This window comes from Delftia sp. HK171 (assembly GCF_001886655.1).
Classification (GTDB): Bacteria; Pseudomonadota; Gammaproteobacteria; order Burkholderiales; family Burkholderiaceae_C; genus Comamonas; species Comamonas acidovorans.
On record NZ_CP018101.1, the window covers coordinates 3,826,222 to 3,844,973 of the forward strand.

Here is an 18,752-nt window from a genome sequence, read left to right on the forward strand (position 1 = left end):
GAAATGCAACCAAAATAGCGCCATGAAAGAAGATACCCGTCCTGACGCACCGCAGCCCTGTCCGGTGGCCCGCTCCCTGGATGTGATCGGCGACCGCTGGTCGCTGCTCATCGTGCGCGATGCCTTTGACGGCATCAGCCGCTTTGGCGATTTCCAGCGCAGCCTGGGTGCGGCCCGCAATATCCTGGCCGACCGGCTGCGCCGGCTGGTAGAGGCCGGCATCCTCGAAACCCGCCCCGCCGCAGAAGGCTCGGCCTACCTGGAATACGTACTCACGGCCCAGGGCCTTGAGCTGTTTCCGGTGATCGTGGCGTTGCGGCAATGGGGCGAAGGCCATCTGTTCGCGCCGGGCGAGGCGCATTCGCTGCTGCTGGACCGCCAGACCGGCCAGCCTGTCGCGCCCATGCTGCCGCGCAGCGGGGATGGCCGGGCCTTGCTGCCGGGCCAGACCGTGGTTCAGAAAATCGATTGATGGATGTCCAAAGCTTCCTCGCCATGAAAAAAGCGCCCGTCACAACGGGCGCTTTGTCTGGGTCAGCGCAAGGGCCGGCAACGGGCCATCAGAACCGCGCCGTCATCCCCACGAAGTAGGTGCGGCCGCCGTTGTCATAGTTGGCGCCGATGGTGCGGGTTTCCTTGTCGGCCAGGTTGATGATGCCGGCGCGCAGGGTCAGGGTGTCGGTCACGTTGTAGTTCATGGACACGTCAAAGGTCGTATAGGCCTTGGCGAAGGTGGTGGCCGTGCCCGTGGTCACGACTTCCTTGCCCACGTGGCGGGCGCTGAACATGGCGGACCAGCCCTGGCGGATCTGCCACTGCAGCGACGAGTAGATGGACAGCTCGGGTACGGCCAGCAGCGAGGCGCCCGTGCTCAGGTTCTTGGACTCGAACATCTTGGTGATGTTGGTGTTCCAGGTCAGGCCCTTGGCCAGGGGAACGTTCACGAAGCCTTCCAGGCCGCGCGTGCGCGCACGCTGGGCGTTGGCCATGCGGGTCCACCAGAAGCCGTTGTAGAAACCCAGCGGCTGGTAGTCGATCTTGTTCTTGAAGTTGGTGTGGAAGTAGGTGGCACCCAGCGCCCAGCCATTGCGGTCCCAGCTCGTGCCCAGTTCGAAGTTGGTGCTGGTCTCGGGCTGCAGGTCGGGGTTGCCGGCCATGTAGCAGCCGCGCGTGCCGTCGGCGTTGACGCTGGTGTTGGTCCAGCCCATGCCGGCCAGGCTGCGGCAGCCGTTGCCCCCGGATTGCGTGGCGGCGCTGGCCGAGTTTTCCTTCAGGTTGGGCGCACGGAAGCCGCGCGAGATACCGCCGCGAACCGTCCACTCCGAGGCCGGGTGGTAGACCAGGTAGGCGCGCGGGCTCCAGTTGTTGCCGTATTTCTGGTGATGGTCCATGCGAAGGCCCAGCGTCAGCGCCAGGTTGTCGCGCAGGAAGATCTGGTCCTCGCCGAACAGCGCCCAGGTGGTGGCGCTCAGGCCCGAGCCCGAGACCGGGCGCCCCGCGTAGTCGATGGGCGCCAGGCCGATGGTGTCGCGGTTGTCCAGCGACTCGCGGCGCCACTGCATGCCCAGCGTCATGGCCTGGTCCAGGCCCCACAGCTTCAACGGCTTGTCGATGCGGCCGTCCAGCGTGGTTTCCTTGGAGTTGTTGCCGATGGTGTCGCCCTTGTCCTCGTACTTGTTGTGCACGAGGTTGAGCTTGGAGGTCATGTCGCCCCAGCGGCCATCGTGGCTGACGCCGAACTTGGTCTGTTCCAGCTTGCTCAGGCCCCAGGGGGAGATCAGCGGGTCGCCCGATGCTGTGCGGGCGTCGGAGCCCGTGGCGCGCTGGATGCCCTGCGCCGCCTCGATGCCGATCACCTGGTCGGGCGTGAGCTGCCAGTTGAGCAGGGCGTTGAGGTTTTGCTTGCGCGAGCCGGCCGTGGACTGGTAGGTGCCCGGGAAGCCGCCCGTGCTCTCGTCGGCTGCGCGGTCCGTGTAGTTGCCGCCCAGGCGCAGGCCGAACTTGTCGGACAGCGGGCCGCTGATGTTGAAGCCCAGCTGGCGCGTGTCGCCGCGGTCGCCATCGGAGGGCTTGCTGTAGTTCAGCGTGGTCGAGCCGCTCCAGCGCTTGCCGATCTTGCGCGTGATGATGTTGATCACGCCGCCCATGGCGTCCGAGCCGTACAGCGAGGACATGGGGCCGCGCACCACCTCGATGCGCTCGATCATCTCGGGCGAGATCCAGTCCAGATCCTGCGAGCCCAGGTCGTCGCGGTAGTTGATGCCGGCCGAGTTGCCCTGGCGCTTGCCGTCCACCAGGATCAGCGTGTACTTCTCGGGCAGGCCGCGCAGCTTGATCTTGGACTGGGCGCCTGTGCCCGACAGGCCACCGGTCACGCCGGGAATGGTGGACAGCAGCTCGCCGATGCTGGTGACGGGCTTGCGCTCGATGTCCTCGCGGGTAATCACGCTGATGCTGGCCGGCGCTTCCTTGATGTCCACGGCCGTGCCCGAGGCGGTCACCACCACGGTGGACAGGGACGTGTCGGCCTTGTTGTCGACTGACTGGGCATGGGCCATGGCTGTGCATGCCAGGGCGGCGCAAAGAGGAAGCGGGCGGAGCACCGAGATTCTGACCATCTTTGTAAAGTTCCGGTTTGGTTAAAAATCAAGGTGCGAATGATAACGATTTGTATCCACATCTTTTTGTTGGCGTAAAGACAGTTGTATTTTTGTTCACTCGTTATCTAACTGCTGGACAGGCCAAAGATGCTGTGCACAAGTTTGGTGCGCAGCAAGAGGGGCAGCGGAGGCGCTGAGGGAGGCGCTGAAGGGGGTCCGCAGAGGGTGCGCGGGCGCCAAAGGCCCCCTGCAATGGCCGCCCCCATGCGCAGGGGGGCGGCCGGAAGAGGGTCAGCGCGGTTCGGCTGCCGTGCCCGCAAGGGCTGTGGAGCGCTCCGTCGACTGGCGCGATGCCTGGCGGCGCACGAACTGGTAGGCGATGGCCAGCAGGGCAAACCAGGCCGGCGTCACCACCAGTGCCTGGCGCGTGTCGGCCTGCAGGGTGAGCAGGCCCAGGATGGCGGCAAAGAACACCAGGCAGGCCCAGCACATGGCCACGCCGCCCGGCATCTTGTAGCGCGAAGCCTCATGCAGGGCCGCGCGCTGGCGCCGGTAGGCCATGTATGACAGCAGGATCAGCGACCACACGAACATGAACAGAATGGCCGATACCGTGGTGACCAGCGTGAAGGCTTCCACCAGATCGGGCACCACCCACATCAGAAACGCGCCGGCCAGCAGGCAGGTGCAGGAAAACAGCAGCCCGCGCGAGGGCACGCTGCTGCGCGACAGCCGGTGGAAGGCCCGGGGCGCATCGCCCTTGAGTGCCAGGCCGTAGAGCATGCGGCTGGTGGAGAACACGCCGCTGTTGGCCGACGAGGCAGCCGAGGTCAGCACCACGAAATTGATCACGCCCGCGGCGGCCGGCAGGCCTGCGAGCACGAACAGCTCCACGAACGGGCTCTTGCCGGGCACCACGTCGCGCCAGGGGGTGACGGCCATGATGGCGATCAGGGCCAGCACGTAGAACACGATGATGCGCACGGGAATCGAATTGATGGCGCGCGGCAGCGTGCGCTCGGGGTCCTTGGCCTCGGCCGCCGTGGTGCCCACCAGCTCGATGCCCACGAAGGCGAACACCGCGATCTGGAAGCCCGCGAAGAAGCCCATCATCCCGTTGGGGAACATGCCGCCGTCATTCCAGAGGTTGGACAGGCTGGCCGTGCGGCCCGCAGGCGAGACGAAGGCGGCCCCCACCATGTACAGCCCCGTGCCCACCAGGGCGACGATGGCCACGATCTTGATCATGGCGAACCAGAACTCGATCTCGCCGAACAGCTTCACCGTCAGCAGGTTCAGGCCCAGCAGCAGGCCCACGCAGGCAATGGCCGGTGCCCACTGCGGCAGGTCCGGGAACCAGAACTGCGAGTAGGCCGAGATGGCGATCACGTCGGCAATGCCCGTGACGATCCAGCAGAACCAGTACGTCCAGCCCGTGAAGAAGCCCGCCCAGGGGCCGAGCAGGTCGGACGAGAAGTCGATGAAGGAGCGGTACTGCAGGTTGGACAGCAGCAGCTCGCCCATGGCCCGCATCACGAAGAACAGCATCACGCCGATGATGGTGTAGACAAAGATGATGGACGGGCCGGCCAGGCTGATGGTCTTGCCCGAGCCCATGAACAGGCCCGTGCCTATGGCCCCGCCGATGGCGATGAGCTGGATATGGCGGTTGGTGAGATTGCGCTGCAGGTCGTCTTGACCGTGCAGGCCCTGGCCGGCTGGCGGGGCCTTGTGTGTCATCAGAGAACTCCGGGGAAGACTGGCAAAGCGATGGCAGAAAGGGGGAATCCGCCTGCCGCGGCCGTGTTTTCAGTCTCTGCATGGAGTCCATGCCTGGAAATGCGGCAGCGCAGCAAAACGGAACGAAGGCCGCGAGGATACCCGAACCTCGCCCTCGCATCGGCCCTGCCGCGCCGCCGCGCTCCGGTGAATGGAGCGGGCTTGATATGGGTGGATCAGCCGCGTTGAGCAGCGATCAGTCGCACTTGGCCGTGCTCATGCCGCGCTCAGCCGTGCTCAGCCGCGCGCCAGGCGCTTGGCATTGGCCACCGCCGTGCGGTGCACGGGGGCCAGGCCCTTGCCAACCACGCCCCACATGGCGTTTTGCCATTGCGAGGCCTGCGATGCCAGGACTCCGCCGTTCCAGCTGGAGGTGCTCCAGGGGGTCCAGCACATGCGCATCCAGGCCTGCATCAGGGCCTGGCTGGCAACCATGGACTGCATGCCCATCGCCGCCCAGGATTGCTGGAAGGCTGTCTGTTTCTCGGACACCATGCGTGTGAATTCACGCCGGTCCCGCGCGGAGGGATTGGCACCTGCCATGGCCATGCGGGTGAGGCGATGGGCCACGACCTGGGGCGCTGCGACGGCTAGGTCGGTGGCCTGGCGGGCGACCAGGGCGGCCCGGGGATTTTTGCGATTTGCCATGTGCACTCCTGAAGCTGGGTTCACTTTATCCAGATGGATGCCGGCCCGCGTAGGCCGATGACGCAATGCAGCAAAAACGGATTTATCGCGGCTGGGCCTGTGGCGCTGACGCGGCTGCGTCCTGCACGGCAGGGGATACCAGGGCACGCCACCAGCGCTCGCCTGCATGGGGGGCGGCCAGGTCCACGCGCTCGCCCATCATGGGGGTGGCCACGGCAATGCCGTGCTCGGCACCCAGCGCCAGCACGCGCTCGAAGGGGTCCCACCAGGCATGCATGGCCAGGCCGAAGGTGCCGTTGTGAATGGGCAGCAGCCAGCGTCCGCCCAGGTCGCGGTGGGCCTGCACGGTCTGGGCAGGGTGCATGTGCACATAGGGCCAGTGCGGGTCGTAGGCGCCGGTTTCCATCAGCGTGAGGTCGAAGGGGCCGAAGCGCCGGCCGATTTCCGCAAAGCCGTCGAAATAGCCGCCGTCGCCGCTGAAGAAGACACGCAGCGTGTCGGCGCTTGCCAGGTCCTCGATGACCCAGGACGCCCACAGCGTGCGGTTGCCGTCGCGCAGGCCCCGGCCCGAGAAATGCTGGGCCGGCGTGGCCGTGAAGCGCAGGCCGTCCACCTGCACGTCCTGCCACCAGTCGAACTGGCGCACCTTCTCGGGGGCCACGCCCCAGTCCATGAGCCGGTCGCCCACGCCCAGCGTGCACAGGAAGAAGTCGACCCGGGGCGCCAGGGCGCGGATGGTGGCACGGTCCAGATGGTCGTAGTGGTCGTGCGAGAGCACCACGCCGCGCAGCGCGGGCAGTTCATGCAGGGCGATGGGCGGCGCATGAAAGCGCTTGGGGCCGATGAAGGAAAAGGGCGAGGCGCGCTCGGCAAACACCGGGTCGGTGATCCACCAGCCGCCGCGCAGCTTCATCAGCAGCGTGGAGTGGCCCAGGCGGTACAGGCTGCGCTCGGGCGCGGCGGCCAGGTCGGCCGGGGTGAGCCGCTGCACGGGCAGGGGCGCGGCAGGCTCGGTGTCCTTGGGCTTGTTGAAGAAGAAGTCCCACATCACCTTGGCGTCGGGCTGGGGCGCGTTGGCGGGGCGGGGATGGACGTTGCGAAAGCGCCCGCCCGCCGACTGGGGTGATTGGGCGTAGTCGGCAATCGGGGCGCGGAAGATGCGGGGTGTTTTCACGGTGCTCCGTCGGTGTTCAGGCCGCCGCCATCATGGAACCGGTGGCGCAGCCCTGTCGAGATGGTGGTCTTGGCGACCCGATTCAAGGCGCCTTGCGTGTCGTCATGTAAACAAAAAAGGAGCTGCCCCTGCAGGCAGCTCCTTGTCGTGATGCCCGCAAGCTGGGCCTCAATGGGCGCCGGCCGCCTCGGCACCACCGGCATGGCCCGCAGGGCGCCTGGTCATCCAGATCAGCACGATCAGCACCAGGAACAGCACGGACGACGCCAGGAAGATGTCGTCCGCCGCCCGCGTATAGGCCTGCTGGTCGATAAGCCGGTTGATCTGGGCCAGCGCCTGCGCCTGGCTCAGGCCTGCGGCCTGCAGCCCCTGCAGGGTGACGCCGAACACGCCCTGGCCCTGGATCAGCCCTTCGGTCAGATGGGCATGGTGCAGCGCGGCGCGGTTTTCCCACAGCGTGGTGGCGATGGAGGTGCCCATGGCACCCGCCGTGATGCGCACGAAGTTGCTCAGGCCGGCGGCGGCCGGTATACGGTCCGGCGAGATGCCCGACAGCGTGATCGTCGTCAGCGGGATGAAGAAGAATGCCATGGCCCCGCCCTGGATCAGCGTGGGCACCAGGATGTGCATGAAGTCCGTCTCCACCGTGAAGCGCGAGCGCATCCACAGCACCAGGGCGAACACCACGAAGGCGCCCGTGGCCATCTTGCGTGGGTCCCACTGCGTGACCTTGCGGCCCACCAGCGGCGTCAGGATGATGGCGAAGATGCCCACCGGCGCCAGCGCCATGCCGGCCGTGGTGGAGGTATAGCCCATCCACTGCTGCAGCCACAGCGGCAGCAGCACCACGTTGCCGAAGAACAGGCCGTAGGCAATCGACAGCGCCACCGAGCCCGCCGCGAAATTGCGGCGCATGAACAGGCGCAGGTCCACCACCGGGTGCGCATCCGTCAGCTCCCAGACCAGGAAGACCACGAAGCTCACGATGGCCAGCACGCACAGCGTGACGATCTCGCCCGAGGCGAACCAGTCCAGTTCCTTGCCCTTGTCCAGCATCAGCTGCAGCGCGCCCACCCACAGCACCAGCAGGGCCAGGCCCACGGAGTCGATGGGCAGCTTGCGCGTGGGGGTCTCGCGGCTGCGGTAGATGCTCCAGGTCATCAGGGCCGACAACAGGCCCACGGGCACGTTGATGTAGAAGATCCAGGGCCAGGAGATGTTGTCCGTGATCCAACCCCCCAGCAGTGGCCCGACCACGGGCGCCACCAGGGTGGTCATCCCCCACAGCGCCAGCGCCACCCCGGCCTTGGCCGGCGGGTAGCTGGACAGCAGCAGTGTCTGCGACAGCGGGATCATGGGTCCGGCGACCAGCCCCTGGAGCACGCGGAACAGCACCAGCATCTCCAGCGACGAGGCAAAGCCGCACAGCCAGGAGGTCAGCACGAACAGCAGCACGCTCATGGTGAACAGGCGCACGGCGCCGAAGCGCTGCGTGAGCCAGCCCGTGAGCGGCACCGAGATGGCGTTGGCCACGCCAAAGCTGGTGATCACCCATGTGCCCTGGCTGGGGCTGACGCCCACGTCGCCCGAGATCGCCGGAATGGCGACGTTGGCAATGGACGAGTCCAGCACGTTCATGAAGGTGGCCAGCGACAGGGCCAGCGTGCCCAGGGCCAGCTGGGCGCCCTTGAGCGGGGCGGGCCGTGCGGGCATGGCAGGCGGTGCCGAGGGTGGCGCGGCAGGCGGCACGGTCGGCCCACCCGGCTGCGCCGGCTCCGGCACGGCGGTGGTAGAGGAAGTCATAGGCAGTCCGCGTAGGTTCTGGGAAGGCGGGGAAGCGATGCCTGCTTACTTGGACTGCGTGGCCTGCGCGTCAACCGGCGCGGAGGCCACTGCGGTTGGCGCCTTGCCCTGTGACCTGTCTTGCGCATCGGCCATGGCGACGGGCGGCAGCTCGGGCAACTGCTTGAGCGGCGCCACGTTCTGGCCTGCCACGATGTGGGCAATGCGCTCCTCGGCCTGGGGCAATGCCATGTCGTAGATGGAGGTCTGGGCCACGGGGGCATTGCGCGTGGCGGTTGCCAGGACTTCGCCCTGCTGGTCGCGCACGTCCACCTTGGCCTCCATCGACAGGCCCACGCGCAGCGGGTGCTGGGCCAGGTCTTCCGGCGACAGCGCAATGCGCACGGGCACGCGCTGCACCACCTTGATCCAGTTGCCGGTGGCGTTCTGCGCGGGCAGCAGCGAGAAGGCCGCGCCGGTTCCTGCGCCCATGCCCACCACGGTGCCGTGGTAGCTGATCTTGTCGCCGTACACATCGGCCGTCAGTTCGGTCTTCTGGCCTATGCGCAGCTGGGCCAGCTGGCTTTCCTTGAAGTTGGCATCCACCCAGAGGTTGTGCAGGCCCACCACGGTCATCAGCGGCGCGCCCGAGGCCACGCGCTGGCCCAGTTGCACGCCGCGCTTGGCCACATAGCCTTCCACGGGCGAGACCAGGCGCGTGCGCTGCAGTGCCAGATAGGCCTCGCGCACCTTGGCGGAAGCGGCGATCACGCTGGGGTGCTCTTCGGCGCTGCTGCCCTTGGTCTGGGCTTCGGCAGCCGTCAGCTGCGCCTTGGCGGCGCGCACGGCGGCTTCTGCTGCAGAGGCGGCATTGCCTGCCGTGCGGGCCAGGGACTGGGCGTGGTCGAACTCTTCCTTGCCCACGGCGCCCGTGGCCAGCAGCGGGCGGCGGCGGTCCACGTCCTCGCGGGCGCGGGCGGCATCGGCCTGCAGGCGGGCCAGATCGGCCTCGCGCTGGGCCACCTGGGCGACCAGGGGGGCATTGTTGGCGTACAGGGTGCGCACCTGGCGCACGGTCTGGGCCAGTTGCGACTCGGCCTGGGACAGGGCAACCAGGGCATCGGCCGAGTCCAGCTGCACCAGCAGCTGGCCGGGCTTGACGTAGTCGGTGTCGTCGGCGCCGATGCTGATCACCGTGCCGCCGATCTGCGGCGTGATCTGCACCACGTTGCCCGCCACATAGGCGTTGTCCGTGGTCTGGTAGTTGCGGGCCACCATCCAGTGCCAGCCGCCCCAGGCGACGGCGGCCACCGCGACGGCGGCGGCGATGAGGGTCAGGCCCTTGCGGCGGCCCTGCGGATTGGCCACGGGCGAGGCTGCGGCCGGTGCGGCGGCAGGGCTGGGTGCTTGCTTGTTGGTGTCGGTCATGGTGTACGGCGCTTTGTTATCTGTGAATGTGGTTGTGCGGCCGGGGCAGGGAGCTGGCGGTCTGTCACGCTGGCTGGCGGTCTGCCCGGTGGAGGGTCAAGAGTGCGTTGGATTCCTGTGCGGGTTGCGATCTCAGTGCTGGCTGACCTGCACGGCAGCCGTGCCATCGGTCCAGCCGCCGCCCAGCGCCTTCATCAGCGACACGCGCGTGTCCAGCGCGCGGGCGCGCAGGTCCACGTCCAGGCGGCGCTGGGTGATCACCTGGGTTTCGGTGTTCAGCACCGTCACCTGGCTGGCCAGGCCCGCCTTGTAGCGCTGCACGGCAAAGTCGTAGGCGCGTTCGGCCTTCTCCAGCGACTCGGCCTGCAGCTGCTGTTGGCGCACCAGCGATTGCACGGAAGTGATGGCGTCGCCCGCTTCCTTGACCGCATCGAGCACCACGCCGTTGTACTGGGCGATGGCGGTGTCCAGGTCGGCCTGCGTGCCGCGCAACTGGGCGCGCAGGCGCTTGCCGTCGAACAGTGGCAGGCGCAGCGCGGGCGTGATGCCCATCTGGCGCGAGCTGCCCTTGAACAGGTTGTCCAGGCCGATGGCATTGAGGCCGATGAAGGCCGTGAGATTGATATCGGGGTAGAAATCCGCCCGCGCGCTCTCTATGCCCTGCGTTGCGGACTCCACGCGCCAGCGCGCGGCCACCACATCGGGGCGGCGGCCCAGCAGGTCGGCACCCAACTGGCCGGGCACAGCCTGGATCTGCAGCGCGGCCAGACGGGGCGACAGCTGCAGCTGCGCCTCGGGCGCCTGCCCGCAGAGCACGGCGATGGTGCGGCGCGCCAGCGTGATCTGCTCGTCCAGCATTTCGATCTGGGTGCCGGCATCGGGCAGGCCGGCCTGGGCCTGGGTCAGCTCCACCTGGCTGTCCAGCCCGGCGCGCGTGCGCTGCTGGCTCAGGTCCAGCAGCGACTGGCGCTGGGTCAGCGTGCGGCCAGCCACATCCTTTTGGGCAATCAGGCGAGCCAGCGCCACATAGCTGCGCGCCACCTGGGCCGCCAGCTGGTTGGCGGCGGCGGCGCTGTCGGCCTGGGCGGCACGGGCCTGGCCCAGGGCGGCCTGCAGGTCGGCGGCATGGCGGCCAAAGAAATCCGGTGTCCAGCTCAGGCCGGCCTGCAGGTTGCCGGTGTTGTAGGTATGGCCGGCAATGGGTGCGGGCACCAGGCCGTTGGCGCTGTAGTGCTGGCGCGTGGCGTCGACGCCGAGCGTGCCGCGCACATCGGTGGCCGTGCTGGTGGCCGTAGCCAGGGCGGCCGCCTTGTCGAAGCGGGCGCGGCTCATGGCCAGGCTGGGGCTGCCCTGCAGCGCCTGGGCGATCAGCGAATCCAGCTGGGCATCGCCCAGGGACTTCCACCAATCGGCGGCGGGCAGGCTGGTACTGGCGCCTGTCTCGGACTGGGCCGTCAGACCCAGTTCGGCGGCGCCCAGCCGGGCCAGCGGCTCATGGGCCGGGCCCTGGGAAGCACAACCGGCCAGGGCCAGCGCGGCGCACAGGGTGGCCGCTGCGGCGGCCACGCGGCGGGGCGCGGCGGACACGGAAACAAAGGATTTGGGCATGGTGGTCTGCCTGTTGGGGGTCAAGAATCAGGAAATCGGAAACCGGGGCGGAAAAAGGGGCTGGCGCTGTCAGCCGACGGGCGTGGCAGGCGCAGGGGCCGGCGGCGCAGCTTCCGGCGCGCGCATCGCATCGCCGTTGGCCAGCAGGCGGCGCAGCATGTCCAGCAGCTGGCGCGACTCGTCATGGCTGAAGCCGGCCATATGGGCATTCATCACGCTGGACAGCACCTGCGGCACCTTGGCCGCCATGGCACGGCCTTCATCTGTCAGCACCAGCTTGACCACGCGACGGTCCACCGTGGAGCGCTCGCGCCGCAGCATGCCCTTGGATTCCAGCCGGTCCAGCGCCCGCGTGATGGAGGCCGGATCCAGCCCCAGGTCACGCGCCATGCCGGCATTCGTGGCATCGCTGCACAGCAGCAGCTTGTACAGCGGCAGCCACTGCACATAGGTCAGCTCATGCTCGGCCAACTGCGCATCGGCCTGCTGGAGGATGGAACTGAGCACCTTGCGCATGAGGAACCCCACGCTCTCGAAGGGCGTGTAGCTGCCTGGGCTGTAGAAGTCCGAGGGCTGCAGGCCGTTGGGCAGGGGAGGCTGGGTCATGGTGTCTGCGGGTGAAATAATTGACTGCGCAATGATTGTTGCGGCAATTATTGCAGAAACACCGGTTGACCGTGTGACGCGAGGGTGCCGGGGACGGGATCAGGGTTATCCAGACCTGCCGGTGGCTTTCAGCTCCCCAGATCCGCCACCGGCCGCCTTCAAGCTCACTTGTCCTGGGCCACGGCATGTCCCTTCTCCAGCCTTGCTACCGCCTCACGGTAGGCGGGGCTGGCGCGCAGCTGCTGGTAACGCTCCAGGCCGCGCTGGTATTCGGTGGAGCGGACATCGATCTCGCGGTCCGAGACATAGGTGAGTCCGGCGCGGTGCCACATTTCCAGGTCGGCCAGCACCTGGGCACGGCTGAGGTCGGTGGGGGCAGCCGTGGAGGAGGGCGTGGCGTCCTGGGCGAGGGCGGTGCCGGCCAGGCCCAGGTTGAGGGCGGCCAGGGCGATGAAGCGGGTGAAGTCGGAAGTGCGCATGGGGAACCTTTCAGGTGAAGCGAAGTGATGAGGGCTTTATGGTCCCGCCGCCGCCCTGGCCGGCACAGCCGTTTGCGACGCACTGCAGCATGGCGGGAGCCAATGGCTGTTGGGTTTCGTGAAATGTCAGGAGGGCAGGCGAGGCCATCCGAGGAGCGCCGCCAGCCATGGAAATGGGTTGAGCGGCGCTTGTGCAGCGCTTGTGCGGCAGATTATTTCCAGTTGCTCGAATAAATCGGCATAAACGTCCGTGAAATGGCTGGCGAAAGCATGAATCAGCAGCAAATTCCAGCGGCACAAGCCGACAATCGCCGCTCTCCATGTCTTCATCCATTCCACTTTCCCCCGCTGCCGTTTCGGCAGATTCCGTCTCCCGCAGTTCCGAGGCCTTTCGCGGCTTCAGGGATGCGATTCCCGTGATGCTGGGCTTCGTGCCCTTTGCCCTGGTGCTGGGCGCCCAGGCCGTGCAAAAGGGGCTGGCACCGCTGGAGGTTCCTCTCATGACCGGGATGAACTTCGGCGGCGGCTCGGAGTTCACGGCCATACGGCTGTGGACTTCGCCGCCGCATGTGCTGCTGATCGTCGCCATGTCCTTCCTGGTCAATTGCCGGCACATCCTGATGGGTGCGGCGCTGGCGCCCTATCTGCGCCATCTGCCCAGGCGCCGTGCGCTGCCGGCCCTGTTCTTCATGTGCGACGAAAGCTGGGCGCTGGCCCTGGCAGACGCGCAGCGCAGTGCCGCCCGGCGCGTGAGCCTGCCGTACTACATGGGCGTGTCGGCAGGCCTGTACATGGCCTGGGTGTCGTGCACGGCGGCCGGTGCCTTTCTGGGGCCGCGCATTGGCGACCTGGAGCAGTACGGCTTCGACATGGCGTTCACCGCCGTGTTTCTGGTGCTGCTGCGCGGCATGTGGAAGGGCGTCAGGCCTTGCCGGCCCTGGCTGGTGAGCCTGGTGACGGCGGCCCTGGTCTACAAGCTGGTGCCTGGCGCCTGGTATGTGGCGGCCGGCGCCGTTTCGGGCCTGGTCTGCGCGGCCTTGCTGGCGCCCAGGAGCTGAGCGATGGAAGCCACAACCTTGCTGACGCTGGTGCTCATGGCGTGCAGCACGTATTTCACGCGGGTGATCGGCTACCTGCTGCTGCGCGGGCGCACGCTGAGCCCGCGCATGCAATACGTGATGGAAAGCCTGCCGGGCTGCGTGCTGATCTCGGTGATTGCACCGGCGTTTGTGTCCGAGCGGCCGGCCGATCTGCTGGCCCTGGTGGTGACGATGGTGGCCGCGAGCCGGCTGCCCATTCTGCCGACGGTGCTGATCGGCATTGCATCGGCGGCAGCGCTGCGGCATGTGCTGGGGTGATTGCGGGCGGGGCAGCGGTGTTTTTGGCCTTCAGTTCGTGCGCCGGTGGTCGATGTACGGGGCATGCAAGTCTCATCCTCCACATCGGCTTCCGCCTCGGGAGCCGCTTCATCCTCCGGCGGCAATGACATCGCTGCGTTGCAGCGCAAGCTCAAGGAGCTGCAGCAGGCGCTCAAGGAAGTGTCTTCCGAGAACATCGACGCCAAGGCCAAGCAGACGAAGGCCAAGCTGCTGCAGTCGCAGATCATGATGGTGCAAAGCCAGATCGAGGCGCTCATGCGCGCCAGGCAGCAGGCCCAGATCGACAAGCAGCGCGAGCAGCAGCAGGCGGCCGAAGCCAAGTCGCCGTCCCAGCCGAAGAGCAACAAGGCGCCCGGACTGGGTGGCGTGGTCGACGTCTACGTCTGAATGGAAATGGCTCGTGCTTTCACGGGCCATTTTTTTGATGATATCAATGTAACTTACATGAACTGGTTGGCCGTGTCTTGGATGGGTTGGCCTGGCAACGGGGTTGAGGGCAGGGGCTGGGCATCCGCACTGTGGCGGGCGTCTTTACACATCTCACGGAACTTATTGAGTTTTGTCTCTCAAGAAATCGGCCACCGCTACCGATAAGGCAGCTAATGTGACTGCCTGGATGCGATAGCGATGGCCTATACCGACGGCAGCACTGGGCCAGAGGTTCTGCGATGAAAAAACTCAGCGATGTGCGTATCGGTACCCGGCTTACAGCCGTCTTTCTTGTCCTGCTGGTCTGCCTGATGGCCGTAGGGGGCGTCGGCGCAAGGGCGCTGGGCCATGTGTTTTCGGGCACGGAGACCCTGTACCAGGACCGTGTGGTTCCACTCAAGCAGCTCAAGCAGATTGCGGATGCCTATGCCGTCAACGTCATAGACACGGTCAATAAAGCCAATGCGGGCCTGATCACGGCGCAGGAGGCATCGGCCAGCATCTCGGGCACGCTGCCCGCGATCGAGGCCGCCTGGCGCAGCTACTCGTCCACCCAGCTCACCACGCAGGAGGCCATGCTGGCCAAGCAGGCCCAGGCACTGTTCGCGCCTGCCAACCAGAGCATCGACAAACTGCTGCAGCGCCTCAAGCAGCTGGACGGCAAGAAGGCCGGCAGCCTGGATGAGTTCGACGGCGCGCTGTATGCCAGCATCGACCCCATCAGCGCCAAGATCGGCGAGCTGGTCGAGCTGCAGCTCAAGACGTCGGAGGATGTCTATGGGGACTCCAGGGAGGTTTTTGCACGGTCGCAGATGCTGATCTACGGTTTTGTGGCGGCTGCCGTCATCCTGGCCGTGGCCCTGGGCTACATGGTCACGCGCTCCATCACGGTGCCGTTGAAGTCGGCCGTGGAAGTGGCCCGGCACATCGAGCAGGGCGACCTGGCTTCGGAAATCCAGGCCACTGGGCGTGACGAGGTCGGCGACCTGCTGCGCTCCATGAGCGCCATGCGCGAGTCGCTGGCAAACATCGTTGGCGATGTGCGGCGGGGCGTGGAGTCGGTGACCACGGCCTCCAGCCAGATCGCTGCCGGCAACCAGGATTTGAGCAGCCGCACCGAGCACCAGGCCTCCAGCCTGCAGGAAACGGCGGCATCGATGGAGCAGCTGGCCGGCAACGTGGGCCAGAGTTCCGAGAACGCGCGGCAGGCCAGCGCCCTGGCCGTGCGTGCCAAGGAGGTGGCCGGCGTGGGCGGCGGCGCGGTCGCCAGGGTCATCGGCACCATGGACGAAATCTCGGCCAGCAGTGGAAAGATTGCCGAGATCACCGGCGTGATCGACTCCATTGCCTTCCAGACCAATATCCTGGCGCTCAATGCAGCGGTGGAGGCCGCGCGGGCGGGCGAGCAGGGCAGGGGCTTTGCCGTGGTGGCCGGGGAAGTGCGCTCCCTGGCCCAGCGCAGCGCCGCAGCGGCGCGGGAGATCAAGGCACTGATCACGGCATCCACCGACAAGGTGCGGACAGGCGGCAACCAAGTCCGGGAAGCAGGCAAGGCCATGGATGCCATTGAAGCCCAGGTGAGCGAGGTGGCGTCGCTGATCGAGGCCATCTCCGCCTCCAGCGTGGAGCAGAGCGGTGGCCTGGGGCAGATCACCCAGGCCGTCTCCCAGATGGACCAGGTCACGCAACAGAATGCCGCCTTGGTGGAAGAGTCGGCAGCCGCTGCAGCCAGCCTGGAACGGCAGGCGCGGGTGCTGGCACAGGCGGTGGCCACGTTCCAGATCAGCTCGGTGAAGGAGATCGGCATGGTGAGCCCGGCCTGACATTGGCAGCGGCTTGACGCAGACCCGGGAAGAGCGTGCGCAGTGCGTTCTTCCTTTCTTTTTGATCAATTCAATGTAACTTACATAAATTGAAGCCATATCAAAAATAGAAAAAGCCGCCGTTTTGAGCGGCGGCTGCTTGTCAGGAACAGGGGTTCAACCCGCGCTGTTGCGGCCTTGCCAGCGCTCGGCAGGCTTGCTGTACATGGCGGCGATCTGCGACTCGAACCGCGTCATGAGGTTGTTGCGCTTGAGCTTGAGGGTAGGCGTCATCAGCCCATTTTCTATGGTCCAGGGCTCCAGCTCCAGATGCACGGCGCGTGGCACGGCATAGCGGGCAAAGCTGGCCACCTGCTTTTCGATGCGTGCCAGTGCCTCGCGTTCGGCGGCGGAGTGGTTCAGGCTCTTGGGGTCTTCGGGATCCAGGCCCAGGCGCTGGGCCATGGCCTGCCATTCGCCGCGTTCGATCACGGCCACGGCAGCGATGAAAGGGCGGTCTTCGCCCACGACAAAGACCTGGGTGAAGAACGGGTCGCCGGTAATGGTCAGCTCCAGGTCGGCCGGTGGAATCTTTTCACCGGTGGAGGTGACGATGATTTCCTTGATGCGTCCCTGTATGCGCACGCGCCCGTCCTCGATCACCGCCTGGTCGCCCGTGCGCAGCCAGCCGTCGTCGGTGAAGGTCTTGGCGGTGTCTTCGGGGCGCTCCCAATAGCCGCGCATCACGCAGGGGCCACGCACCTGCAGTTCCCGGTTCTCGCCAATCCGCACCTCCACGCCGGGCAAGGCGTGGCCCACGGTGGCAGGGTGGTTGTCCTCCAGCGTGTTGGCACAGACCACGGGCGAGGTCTCGGTCATTCCGTAGCCCTGGATCAGCGGCAGGCCCAGGCCGAGAAAACAGCGCGCAATCGTGGGTGACAGCGGCGCGCCACCGCTTACGGCCACGCGCACACGCCCGCCAAACTGGGCCAGCAACGGCTTGGCCACCAGGTGGTTGAGCACCGGCCAGGGCAGCCATTGCATCCAGCCCGGCACTTCGGGCTGGGGCGCTTGCGCATCGGCAATGCCTTGCGTTTCACAAAATCGCTGCCAGCCCCTGGCCTGGGCCAGTTCGAACAGCTGGGACTTGAGCGGTGCGCGGGCCAGCGTCTCCATGACCTTGGCGTGCACGCGCTCGTAGATGCGCGGCACGGACACCAGCACCGTGGGGCGCTGGGTCTTGAGATCCTCGGCCAGCTGGGCCACCGAGCGCGCATAGGCCACGCAGGCGCCCACAGCCAGCGCCAGGTAGTAGCCAGCCGTGCGCTCGAAGGTGTGCGACAGCGGCAGGAAGGAGAGGAAAACATCGTCGCTGCGCGGCTGCAGCCGTTGCATCACGGCCTGCACGTTGGAGACCACGTTGCGGTGCGTGAGCATCACGCCCTTGGGCTTGCCCGTGGTGCCCGAGGTGTAGACGACGGCGGCCAGGTCCTCGGCAGAGGGAGGCGGGGGCAGGGGGACTGCGCCGCCTTCAGCGAGCCATTGGGCCAGCGGCTGCACCGGGATCTGGCGCAGGGCCTCCTGGACGGCGGCATCGCCTTCGGTTTCAGGCTCTGCGGCACGGGAAGCCGGCTTGGCCGATGCCACGACCACCTTGCGCAACGCGGGCAGGGCCTGGCCTGTGGCGCAGATCTTGTCCCAAGTGGATTGCTGTGCCACGAACAGCATGGACACCTGGGCGTTGGCCAGGATGTAGGCAATGCTGCCCGCGTTGTCTATGGCGTGCAGCGGCACGGGCACATGGCCGCAGCGCAGGCTGGCCAGGTCGATGGACATGGCGTCCAGACCGTTGGGCAGCAGGATGGCGATGCGCGATCCTGCCGGCAGCTCCTGCGCGGCCAGCGCCTGCGCCCAGAGGGCCACACGCTCGCCGGCCTGTGCCCAGTTCAGCGTCTTCCAGCTGCGCACATCCTCGTCATAGGCCCGGTAGGCCTCGCCTGCGGGCGTTTGCTGAACGCGCAGGGCCAGCATTTCCACCAGGGTGGCGGCCGTGGCCATGCTGGCATCGGCTGGCAGGCTCATGGCCAGGGAAGGGGCGCGGGCTGGGTCTTGGATGCTCATGCGAGAAGGGTGCGGGCCGAAGTGGATGTAGCCGCTGATGATAGCCGGGGCTTTCCGCAGGCCCTGGCGTCAGCTTCGGACATGAGAGGGCGCGGCGCACGCGTTTATGCTGCACTGCAGCGTTTTCGTGTGTCCACTCTGAAACCAACCAGGAGCCGCATGTCTGCCTACGTCGCCACCGTTGCACACCGGGCCCGATTCCAGACGGGGCGGCCGCCTGCGCGTCATGGCCGCGCCAGCTGGTGCCGGCTGTGCAAGAGCGCCGAGCGGCAGGCTTCAGGACGCCGCAGCCAGGCCGTTCTGGAAATGCTGACGCATGGCCTGGGCCGCTGCAGCGCCATCGCGGCGCAGCAGGGCCTGCATGACGGTCTCGTGCTCGGCCAGCGAATCCTCGATGCGGCCCTGCTTGAACAGCGACTTGTGGCGGTTGAGCTTCATCACCTTGCGCAGATCGGCCACCAGCTGGTTGCGCCAGCGGTTGTCGGCAATCTGCAGCAGCTGCATGTGAAAGCTCTCGTTGAGTTCGAAGAAGCGGTCTGCATCGCGCGTCTGCGCCTTGAGTTCCTCGTGGGTCTGCTGCAGGGCGGCAAGCTCTTCGTCGCTGCCCGATTCGGCCACCACCTGGACGGCATCGGATTCCAGCAGGCTCAGCAGGTGATAGACATCGGCAATGTCCTTGGACGACACCTCGGTCACATAGGCGCCACGGCGCACCTTCATGGTGACCAGGCCCTCGGCGGCCAGCACCTTCAGGGCCTCGCGCAGCGGGGTGCGGCTGATGCCGTATTCCTCGGCAATCTTCAGTTCGTCGATCCAGTCACCGGGCGCCAGCTCGTGCTCGAAGATGCGCAGGCGCAGCTTCTCTGCAACCTGTTCGTAGAGAGCGCGGGGAGTGAGGGTGTTTGTCGACATGTGGC

General features: G+C 66.8%; 17 protein-coding genes. 5 read left to right on the forward strand and 12 right to left on the reverse strand.

Annotated elements, in window-relative coordinates:
- The first annotated feature begins 22 nt into the window (after window positions 1–22).
- Window positions 23–472 carry a winged helix-turn-helix transcriptional regulator gene (locus tag BO996_RS17240; protein WP_071955858.1) on the forward strand — a complete coding sequence of 150 codons (450 nt, stop codon included), beginning with the start codon at window positions 23–25 and terminating at the stop codon, window positions 470–472.
- Window positions 473–560: 88 nt separating this feature from the next.
- Here the strand turns inward: BO996_RS17240 and BO996_RS17245 are convergent, their stop codons facing one another.
- The 10 genes from BO996_RS17245 to BO996_RS29190 form a co-directional block, all read right to left on the reverse strand.
- A complete protein-coding gene (locus tag BO996_RS17245; RefSeq protein WP_071955860.1) occupies window positions 561–2,558 on the reverse strand; it encodes a TonB-dependent receptor domain-containing protein in 1,998 nt (665 codons plus the stop codon).
- 333 nt (window positions 2,559–2,891) lie between these two features.
- Complete coding sequence (cycA, locus tag BO996_RS17250) at window positions 2,892–4,340, reverse strand: D-serine/D-alanine/glycine transporter (protein WP_071955862.1); 1,449 nt, start codon at window positions 4,338–4,340, stop codon at window positions 2,892–2,894.
- A gap of 276 nt (window positions 4,341–4,616) precedes the next feature.
- Window positions 4,617–5,027 (reverse strand): polyhydroxyalkanoate granule-associated phasin, encoded by a 411-nt coding sequence (locus BO996_RS17255; RefSeq protein WP_071955864.1) that lies wholly within the window; start codon window positions 5,025–5,027, stop codon window positions 4,617–4,619.
- Between the two features lie 82 nt (window positions 5,028–5,109).
- Window positions 5,110–6,201, reverse strand: coding sequence for an MBL fold metallo-hydrolase (locus tag BO996_RS17260; protein ID WP_071955866.1), 1,092 nt, complete (start codon window positions 6,199–6,201; stop codon window positions 5,110–5,112).
- Window positions 6,202–6,369: 168 nt separating this feature from the next.
- Complete coding sequence (locus BO996_RS17270) at window positions 6,370–8,004, reverse strand: DHA2 family efflux MFS transporter permease subunit (protein ID WP_013802448.1); 1,635 nt, start codon at window positions 8,002–8,004, stop codon at window positions 6,370–6,372.
- Window positions 8,005–8,049: 45 nt separating this feature from the next.
- Complete coding sequence (locus BO996_RS17275) at window positions 8,050–9,411, reverse strand: HlyD family secretion protein (protein WP_071955870.1); 1,362 nt, start codon at window positions 9,409–9,411, stop codon at window positions 8,050–8,052.
- A gap of 132 nt (window positions 9,412–9,543) precedes the next feature.
- Window positions 9,544–11,019, reverse strand: coding sequence for an efflux transporter outer membrane subunit (locus BO996_RS17280; protein ID WP_071955872.1), 1,476 nt, complete (start codon window positions 11,017–11,019; stop codon window positions 9,544–9,546).
- A 69-nt stretch (window positions 11,020–11,088) separates the two neighbouring features.
- Window positions 11,089–11,625: a MarR family winged helix-turn-helix transcriptional regulator gene (locus BO996_RS17285; protein ID WP_043791990.1), complete on the reverse strand. Its 537-nt coding sequence runs from the start codon at window positions 11,623–11,625 to the stop codon at window positions 11,089–11,091.
- Window positions 11,626–11,789: 164 nt separating this feature from the next.
- Window positions 11,790–12,104 carry a DUF4148 domain-containing protein gene (locus BO996_RS17290; RefSeq protein WP_071955874.1) on the reverse strand — a complete coding sequence of 105 codons (315 nt, stop codon included), beginning with the start codon at window positions 12,102–12,104 and terminating at the stop codon, window positions 11,790–11,792.
- A 10-nt stretch (window positions 12,105–12,114) separates the two neighbouring features.
- On the reverse strand, window positions 12,115–12,438 hold the full coding sequence (locus tag BO996_RS29190) for a hypothetical protein (RefSeq protein WP_156897978.1): 324 nt from the start codon (window positions 12,436–12,438) through the stop codon (window positions 12,115–12,117).
- On the opposite strand from BO996_RS29190, the gene BO996_RS17295 reads away from it, so the two are divergent.
- From BO996_RS17295 to BO996_RS17310, 4 genes are all read left to right on the forward strand, one after another.
- A complete protein-coding gene (locus tag BO996_RS17295; protein WP_063326170.1) occupies window positions 12,425–13,162 on the forward strand; it encodes an AzlC family ABC transporter permease in 738 nt (245 codons plus the stop codon). The genes BO996_RS29190 and BO996_RS17295 overlap by 14 nt on opposite strands.
- Before the next feature lie 3 nt (window positions 13,163–13,165).
- Window positions 13,166–13,462 carry an AzlD family protein gene (locus BO996_RS17300; protein WP_034393499.1) on the forward strand — a complete coding sequence of 99 codons (297 nt, stop codon included), beginning with the start codon at window positions 13,166–13,168 and terminating at the stop codon, window positions 13,460–13,462.
- A gap of 63 nt (window positions 13,463–13,525) precedes the next feature.
- Window positions 13,526–13,870, forward strand: coding sequence for a FlxA-like family protein (locus BO996_RS17305; protein ID WP_071955876.1), 345 nt, complete (start codon window positions 13,526–13,528; stop codon window positions 13,868–13,870).
- Window positions 13,871–14,151: 281 nt separating this feature from the next.
- Window positions 14,152–15,735, forward strand: a complete 1,584-nt coding sequence (locus BO996_RS17310) for a methyl-accepting chemotaxis protein (RefSeq protein WP_071955878.1) — start codon at window positions 14,152–14,154, stop codon at window positions 15,733–15,735.
- Between the two features lie 156 nt (window positions 15,736–15,891).
- Here BO996_RS17310 and BO996_RS17315 read toward each other — a convergent pair whose 3' ends face one another.
- Window positions 15,892–17,835: an AMP-dependent synthetase/ligase gene (locus BO996_RS17315; protein ID WP_071955880.1), complete on the reverse strand. Its 1,944-nt coding sequence runs from the start codon at window positions 17,833–17,835 to the stop codon at window positions 15,892–15,894.
- A gap of 276 nt (window positions 17,836–18,111) precedes the next feature.
- On the reverse strand, window positions 18,112–18,747 hold the full coding sequence (locus BO996_RS17320; RefSeq protein WP_012205578.1) for a GntR family transcriptional regulator: 636 nt from the start codon (window positions 18,745–18,747) through the stop codon (window positions 18,112–18,114).
- Between the last annotated feature and the right edge of the window lie 5 nt (window positions 18,748–18,752).